Here is an 8117-nt window from a genome sequence, read left to right as displayed (position 1 = left end):
CATGTTGTAATCCTTTTGACTACGCTTTATGCGTGTAATTGCTTTGTCTTTCATAATAAGTCGAATTTGTGTCAACTTATTTCAGGACGAGACAGTATATATAAAAAAGCCCTGCTATACAGCAGGGCTTTTTTTGTGGTTTTTTCTTATATTTAATGTATGAGAAAATCCCTTGTAATAGTATTTGTTTTGGTTACTATCTTTTCCTGTAAAGAATCATCAATGATGGAAGAGTATGGTATTCGGTTTTATTTTAATGAACCGCAGCCTGTTAATGATTCTGATTTGAAATCGTTTCCGGTAAAATACAGGGGGATTTATGCTACTACAGATGAAGTAAGGGAGCTACATATAGACGAAAAAGATATTTACTACAAGTATTTACTTAATGGTAAAATCACAAAATCAGAGCTCGAGACATTAACCGATAGTGTTACTTATAATAACGGAAAGCTTACTGTTATCTCTCCTGATGAGAGTATAGTTTATGATACTGAGGAGAAAGGAGATACTATATTCTTTCATAAACAAATAATGGATACCGTTTTCTCCTTGTCTGCAAAGCAGAAGGCTAAAAGGTTTAAGGGGCAGCTTGTACTGAGTGAAAAAGATTCTGTGTTTTGGTCGGCAAGAATACTGTCAGTTCACAACGACACACTGTATTGGAAATACTTTAAGGATAAAAGCGATTTTATGAAGCTAAAAGCCTTAGTTAATGAAATACGAACTGATGAGGATACGCTTAAGGTTTATCTTAATCCAAGCAGAAAAGAGTTCGCTAAGATTCTTTTGGTAGAACCTTCCGGTAACAACAAATATCCTAAAAAGAACAACTGATAACAGTTTGTGAAACGATCATTAAAATTATACTATTTTTTGTAATTTTAGAAACCAACCTAAAATTATAATCTATATGAAAATAGTAGCTTTTGGCGGAAGTAGCAGTAAAAATTCGATTAATAAAAAACTGGCAACTTATGCAGCAGGTCTTTTTGAAAACGGTGATGTAGAGGTGCTTGACTTAAATGATTACGAATTACCTCTATTTAGTGTAGATAAAGAAAAGGAGATTGGTAAGCCCGAACTTGCCGGTAAGTTTTTAGAGAAACTTGAGAGTGCCGATGTATTGGTTATTTCTGTTGCCGAACATAATGCAGGGATGACCGTAGCCTTTAAAAATATATACGACTGGGCTTCACGCCAAAAGAAGGAAGTATTTGCTAATAAACCATTGTTATTGATGTCTACTTCTCCCGGTAAATTTGGAGGTAAAAATTCGCTCGAAGCTGCTAAAATAAGTCTTAAATGGTACGGAGGTAATATTAAAGATACTTTTTCACTACCTTCTTTCAATGAAAACTTTGATGTGGAAAATGGCAGAATTTCTAATAAAGAGCTTGATGATACGTTAAAAGATATTATACGCAATTTTGATTATGAGCTCAACTCTTAAAAAGTTTTTTAGGGTTTTCAAAAAGCTAATTATAGCTCTGTTTTGTTTTGTACTGGTGTACATACTTGCTACACTTGTGCTATCGTATATTCCTGTAAATACCAGTACTCAAAAAGGTGATATTGTTGTGTATGTAAACTCTAATGGAGTACATACCGATATTATAGTGCCTGTAAAAAACGAAGTGAAAGACTGGACAGGACAAATACTGTATAGTGAAACAAAAGCTAATGATACTTTAGCTAAATATGTAGCTTTTGGCTGGGGTGATAAAGGTTTTTACCTTAACACGCCAAAGTGGAGCGATCTTAAAGCCAGTACGGCTTTTAATGCTGCATTTTACATGGGTACTTCGGCAATGCATACAAGGTTTTATAAAACTGTAAGGCAGGATGATAGTTGTGTTAAGCTGACCATAACAAAACAGGATTACCAAATGTTGGTTGATTATATTGAGAAAAGTTTTGAGTATGATGAAAACGGAGAGACAATCTGGATAGTTAACCGAAGTTACGGGCAGTATGACGCGTTTTATGAAGGTAATGGTAAATACAGCCTTTTTAAAACCTGTAATACGTGGACTAACAATGCGCTTAAAGCAGCAAACCAAAAAGCTTGTTTATGGACAATTTATGATAAGGCTATTTTAAGCAAATATAAATGATAAACAAAATAATAGATAATCCCCGAAAGTATTGTTACTGGCCAACGTTGGTATTTGTAATTTCGGTTATTGTAAGGCTAATAGGTAAGCCTTTTAGGTGTACCGTTAACTTTCGTTTTATATATACAGCAACACAGGTTACAGGCATACTTTTGTGGGGTACTGCAATTATTTTTAGCTTTTGCTCTACTATTTATTTGATTAGACTTATGATTAGGAAAAGGCTTAAAAATGATTATTTATTTTTATTGATAAATGCCCTGCCTGTATTGTATATTTTATATGGTGTTTTCAATATATCTTTATTTTAAATAAATGGCAGGATTGTTGGTAGTTAAGACACATGAATAAAATGCATTTTAAGCTAGCTATAGCCTTATTACTCATCACTTTGTTTAGTGGTGGCATCTCTGCTCAGGATTTTACTAAGGTAGATGCTGCAGTTAAAAGATACCCTAATAAATTTTCGTCGTTAGATAAGTTTGCCGAAAAGGTAAATACTGATTTTACACGTGATGATGAAAAGGCACGTGCTATATTTACATGGATTGCTCTTAATGTAGAGTATGATATTGGTAAATATGGTGTTAACGAACGTCCCGTAGGATTTTCATACCGTACAGAAGCCGAAAAACTGGCTAAATTGAAAGAAATGGACGAAAAACTGGCTACAACTACTTTAAAAAATAAAAAAGCAGTGTGTCATGGTTATTCGGCATTATTTAAAATTATTGCCAATAAAGTAGGGCTTGAAGCCGAAATAATTCCCGGAACTTCAAAATCACACCCGTCACATGTAGGGGCTGGACCGGGAGCGAGAGATCATGCATGGAACGCTGTTAAGATAGGTGGGGAGTGGAAACTTCTCGATGTAACATGGGCTGCGGGTACTGCAACAGGCAATCCGTTACGATTTGAGTTTAGGTTTAATGATGCGTTCTTTTTTACCCATCCTGATACGTTTTTCCTCAATCATTTTCCGGATGATAAAAAGTGGTTACTAACAGATAAAACCGAAAAAGACTTTGCTAATTTGCCATTGTATTATGGCAATTATCTTTCGGGAGGATACGAGTTAATCTCACCAAAATACGGAACTTTTAAAGGGGTAAGAAACGGTGTTTTATCCTTTAAAATAAAAAATATCAGTCCGCAGGATACAGTTGCTTATGTATTCAGTAAGGAACGTATTTTTAAAATGGTAAAACCTGTTTTTAACGGTGATGTAACCGAGTTTGAAGTAGAGTTCAACAACAACTCAATTGGCATTTTAACCTTGTATATTAACAGGAAATCAGTGCTTGCATACCGCATAAACAGGGGATAGGGTATAAAATATTAAAAAACTGACAAAAGTTGCCTGACTTTTAATAAGTTTCCCTTTTCGCGCTTTCTTTTTTTCCGCAGATATAATATATTAGCAGAAAATCCATAAATTTTACTATGCTGGAGCAGAATCAGTACACTGAAGATAACATCCGCTCGTTAGACTGGAAGGAACATATCCGTATGCGTCCGGGTATGTACATTGGTAAGCTGGGAGACGGCTCTTCACCAGACGACGGTATTTACATTCTTTTAAAAGAGGTTATAGATAACTCTATTGATGAGTTTGTAATGGGAACCGGTAAAACCATTGAGGTTACCGTGAAGGATAAAACTGTAAGCGTTCGTGACTACGGGCGAGGTATCCCTTTAGGTAAGGTGGTAGATGTGGTTTCTAAAATGAATACCGGTGGTAAGTACGACTCTAAAGCATTTAAAAAATCAGTGGGTTTAAATGGTGTGGGTACCAAAGCGGTAAATGCACTTTCAAGCTATTTCAGGGTTGAGTCGGTTAGGGATAACCAAATCAAAGCTGCCGAATTCTCTGCCGGAGAACTTACTGCTGAAGAAGAGCTTGCCGAAACATCTAAAAGGAAAGGTACTAAGGTTAGTTTCCTTGCAGATGATACTATTTTTAAAAACTACAAATACCGTAATGAGTACATTGTAAAAATGCTTAAAAATTATTGTTACCTGAATACAGGGCTTACAATAATTTTCAACGGTGAAAAATATTACTCTGAAGAAGGACTTAAAGACCTTCTTGGAGAAACAATAAACGAGGACGACAGGATTTACCCTATAATCCATCTTAAGGATGATGACATAGAGGTTGCCATTACGCACAGTAAAACCCAATACAGTGAAGAGTATTACTCTTTCGTTAACGGACAGAATACCACACAGGGTGGTACTCACTTAGGGGCTTTTCGTGAGGCTATAGTGAGGACTGTAAAAGAGTTTTATAACAAAAACTTTGAGGCTGCCGATATAAGAAAATCTATTGTTAGTGCCATTAGCGTTAAGGTAGAGGAACCTGTGTTTGAATCGCAAACGAAAACCAAGCTGGGTTCTACCGATATGGGACCAAATCAGCCTACGGTACGTACTTTTGTAAACGACTTTATAAAAACTAAGCTGGATAACTTCCTGCACCGTAACCCGGATGTAGCAGAAGCCCTTCTTAAAAAGATTTTACAGGCAGAACGTGAGCGTAAAGAACTTTCGGGTATACGTAAACTGGCAAGGGACAGAGCTAAAAAAGCTAGTCTTCATAACAGGAAACTGCGTGATTGCAGGGTACACTTAACCGATGCTAAAAATCCGCGAAGTTTAGAAAGTACACTTTTCATTACCGAAGGGGATTCGGCTTCGGGTTCCATTACCAAATCAAGAGATGTAAATACACAGGCGGTTTTCAGTTTACGTGGTAAGCCTTTAAACTCATATGGCATGAGCAAGAAAATTGTTTATGAGAACGAGGAGTTTAACCTGTTACAGGCCGCGCTTGATATTGAGGAAGACATGGAGAACCTGCGTTACAACAACATTGTAATCGCAACCGATGCCGATGTTGACGGTATGCACATTCGCCTGCTGTTAATTACCTTCTTTTTACAGTTTTTCCCCGAGCTGATAAAGGAAAACCATTTGTATATATTACAAACACCTTTATTCCGTGTCAGGAACAAAAAGGAAACCATATACTGCTACTCTGATGAGGAACGCCGTAATGCCATTGATAAACTTAAAGGCAAGCCGGAAATAACCCGATTTAAAGGTTTGGGTGAGATTTCGCCAGATGAGTTCCAGCACTTCATCGGTCAGGATATACGTTTGGATCCTGTATTGATGGATAAAGCGACATCAGTAGAGACCCTGTTAGAGTTCTATATGGGTAAAAATACGCCGGATAGGCAGGAGTTTATTATTAACAACCTTAAAGTTGAGCTTGACGTTGTTGACAAATAATCTCAATTGAGATACATATTATTTCAAATTTTAATTTGGAAGTAAATACATGGACGAAGAAAACTTAGAGCCGTTAGAAGGCGAACATTTTTACGAAAAGTCGGATAATCCGGAGTCACAGGATACCATTACCAAGGTAACGGGTATGTATAAAGACTGGTTTCTGGATTATGCTTCCTATGTTATCCTGGAGCGTGCCGTACCTGCCATTGAAGATGGTTTTAAACCGGTACAGCGAAGGATAATGCATTCCCTTAAGGAACTGGACGATGGCCGTTATAACAAGGTGGCTAACGTGGTAGGGCATACCATGCAGTATCACCCGCACGGTGATGCCAGTATTGGTGATGCCATGGTACAGATAGGGCAAAAGGACCTGCTTATCGATACTCAGGGTAACTGGGGTAACATTCTTACGGGTGACGGTGCTGCTGCTCCCCGTTATATTGAGGCGCGACTTTCTAAGTTTGCGCTCGATGTGTTGTATAGCCCTAAAATTACTACCTGGCAGTCGTCTTATGACGGACGTAAAAATGAACCGGTACATCTTCCGGTTAAGTTCCCGTTACTATTGGCTCAGGGAGCCGAGGGTATTGCGGTAGGTTTGTCTACCAAAGTACTTCCGCATAACTTTCTTGAGCTTATAGATGCTTCGGTTAAGATATTAAAGAAAAAGCCTTTTACAATTTATCCTGATTTCCCTACGGGAGGTGTGGCCGATATGTCTAACTATAACGACGGTATGAGGGGAGGTCGTGTAAGAGTACGTGCTAAGATTTCCCAACAGGATAAGAGTACGCTGGTTATTACACAAATACCTTTTACTACAAATACCACTTCGTTAATAGACAGTATACTTAAGGCTAACGAAAAAGGGAAAATTAAAATACGTAAAATTGAAGATAACACTGCGGCAGATGTTGAGATATTAATACATCTTCCTAACGGTGTATCTCCCGATAAAACTATTGATGCTCTTTATGCCTTTACGGCCTGCGAAACATCTATAGCACCGCTTGGTTGTGTTATTCAGGATCAAAAACCGCTGTTTGTAGGGGTTAGTGACATGCTTAGAATGTCGACCGACAGAACGGTGGAACTTTTAAGGAGTGAGCTGGAAATTGAACTTAACGAGCTTGAAGAGCAATGGCATTTCCAGTCGTTGGAGCGTATTTTTATTGAAAACAGAATTTACCGCCGTATTGAGGAAGAGGAAACATGGGAAGGTGTTATTCAAGCTATTGATGAAGGTTTAAAACCTTTCACAAAACACCTTAAGCGTGCTGTAACCGAAGAGGATATTGTTAGGCTTACCGAAATACGAATTAAACGTATCTCTAAATTTGATATTGATAAGGCTCAGGAAAAAATCGAAGCTCTTGAAGGTGATATTGAACAGGTTAAACATAATTTAGAGCATATAATTGATTTTGCTATTGATTTCTTCCAAAACCTGAAAGAGAAATATGGTAAAGGCAGGGAACGTAAAACAGAGATTAGAAACTTTGATAATATTGAGGCTACTAAAGTTGTTTTACGTAATACCAAGCTTTATGTTAACCGTGAGGAAGGTTTTGTGGGTACCGGACTTAAAAAAGACGAATATGTTGCCGATTGTTCTGATATTGACGACGTAATTGTGTTTTTAAGGGATGGTAACATGATGGTGACAAAAGTGGATGTGAAAACCTTTGTGGGTAAAGACATTATTTATGTTGCCGTATTTACCAAAAACGATAAGCGTACCATTTATAATATGATTTACCGTGACGGTAAGTCGGGCCCATCATACGTAAAAAGATTTAATGTAACCAGTATCACCAGAGATAAATTGTATGATTTGACTCAGGGTAATAAAGGGTCGCAAATAGTATACTTCTCGGGTAATCCAAACGGAGAGGCCGAAGTGGTTACCATACTGCTACGACAGGTGGGAAGTATTAAGAAACTGAAGTTTGATCTTGATTTTGCTTCACTGGCCATTAAAGGCCGTGCTTCTAAAGGTAATAAAGTAACAAGATACCCTATTAAGCGTATTGAGCTTAAGGAGAAAGGTATATCTACTTTAAAACCGAGAAGGATTTGGTTTGACGATACCGTACAGCGTTTAAATGTTGACGGAAGGGGAGAACTGCTTGGTGAGTTTAAATCGAACGACAGGTTACTTATTATTAACCAGTCGGGTAAGGTGAAAACTATTATCCCGGATCTTTCTACTCATTTTGAAGAAGGAATGATTGTGTTGGAAAAATGGGTGCCTAAAAAGCCTATTTCTGCTATTTATTATGACGGAGAGAAAACCCGTTACTACATTAAACGCTTTTTGGTTGAAAACGAGAACAAGGAAGAGATTTTTATAACAGAGCATCCTAACTCACAACTTGAAATAGTTTCTACTGATTACAGGCCTGTTGCCGAGATAATATTCTCTAAAGTAAAAGGTGTACAGAAAGAAACCCTTGAAGTGGATCTTGAAGGATTTATCGCTGTAAAAGGTATAAAGGCACTGGGTAACCAGTTGACTACTGATAAAGTAAGGCAGATTAACTTATTGGAATCATTACCTTATGATGAGCCGGAGGAAGAACCGGAACCGGAAGAAATGGAGGTAAAGGATGAAGTTGATTTGACCGACGGAAATACAACAATAAGTCTTGACGATGATGGGCAGATAACCTTATCGTTAGATGATGAATAAAACAA

At 37.5% G+C, this 8117-nt stretch carries 6 protein-coding genes; all 6 read left to right on the top strand.

The window, feature by feature from the left end:
* Window positions 1–159: 159 nt before the first annotated feature.
* The 6 genes from GN157_RS02595 to GN157_RS02570 all read left to right on the top strand — a co-directional run bounded on the left by GN157_RS02595 (window position 160) and on the right by GN157_RS02570 (window position 8112).
* On the top strand, window positions 160–837 hold the full coding sequence (locus GN157_RS02595) for a hypothetical protein (RefSeq protein WP_157481570.1): 678 nt from the start codon (window positions 160–162) through the stop codon (window positions 835–837).
* A 76-nt stretch (window positions 838–913) separates the two neighbouring features.
* Window positions 914–1453 (top strand): NADPH-dependent FMN reductase, encoded by a 540-nt coding sequence (locus GN157_RS02590; protein ID WP_157481569.1) that lies wholly within the window; start codon window positions 914–916, stop codon window positions 1451–1453.
* Window positions 1437–2117: a TIGR02117 family protein gene (locus GN157_RS02585; protein WP_157481568.1), complete on the top strand. Its 681-nt coding sequence runs from the start codon at window positions 1437–1439 to the stop codon at window positions 2115–2117. The genes GN157_RS02590 and GN157_RS02585 overlap by 17 nt, the downstream gene beginning before the upstream one ends.
* Window positions 2118–2469: 352 nt before the next feature.
* Window positions 2470–3444 carry a transglutaminase domain-containing protein gene (locus GN157_RS02580; protein WP_197429382.1) on the top strand — a complete coding sequence of 325 codons (975 nt, stop codon included), beginning with the start codon at window positions 2470–2472 and terminating at the stop codon, window positions 3442–3444.
* A gap of 116 nt (window positions 3445–3560) precedes the next feature.
* On the top strand, window positions 3561–5414 hold the full coding sequence (locus tag GN157_RS02575; RefSeq protein ID WP_157481566.1) for a DNA topoisomerase IV subunit B: 1854 nt from the start codon (window positions 3561–3563) through the stop codon (window positions 5412–5414).
* A gap of 49 nt (window positions 5415–5463) precedes the next feature.
* On the top strand, window positions 5464–8112 hold the full coding sequence (locus GN157_RS02570; protein ID WP_157481565.1) for a DNA gyrase/topoisomerase IV subunit A: 2649 nt from the start codon (window positions 5464–5466) through the stop codon (window positions 8110–8112).
* Window positions 8113–8117: the final 5 nt, after the last annotated feature.

The organism is Flavobacterium rakeshii, from assembly GCF_009741375.1.
Lineage (GTDB): Bacteria > Bacteroidota > Bacteroidia > Flavobacteriales > Flavobacteriaceae > Flavobacterium > Flavobacterium rakeshii.
Note: the sequence above shows the minus strand (reverse complement) of the source record. Positions and strands in the feature narration are given on the sequence as shown.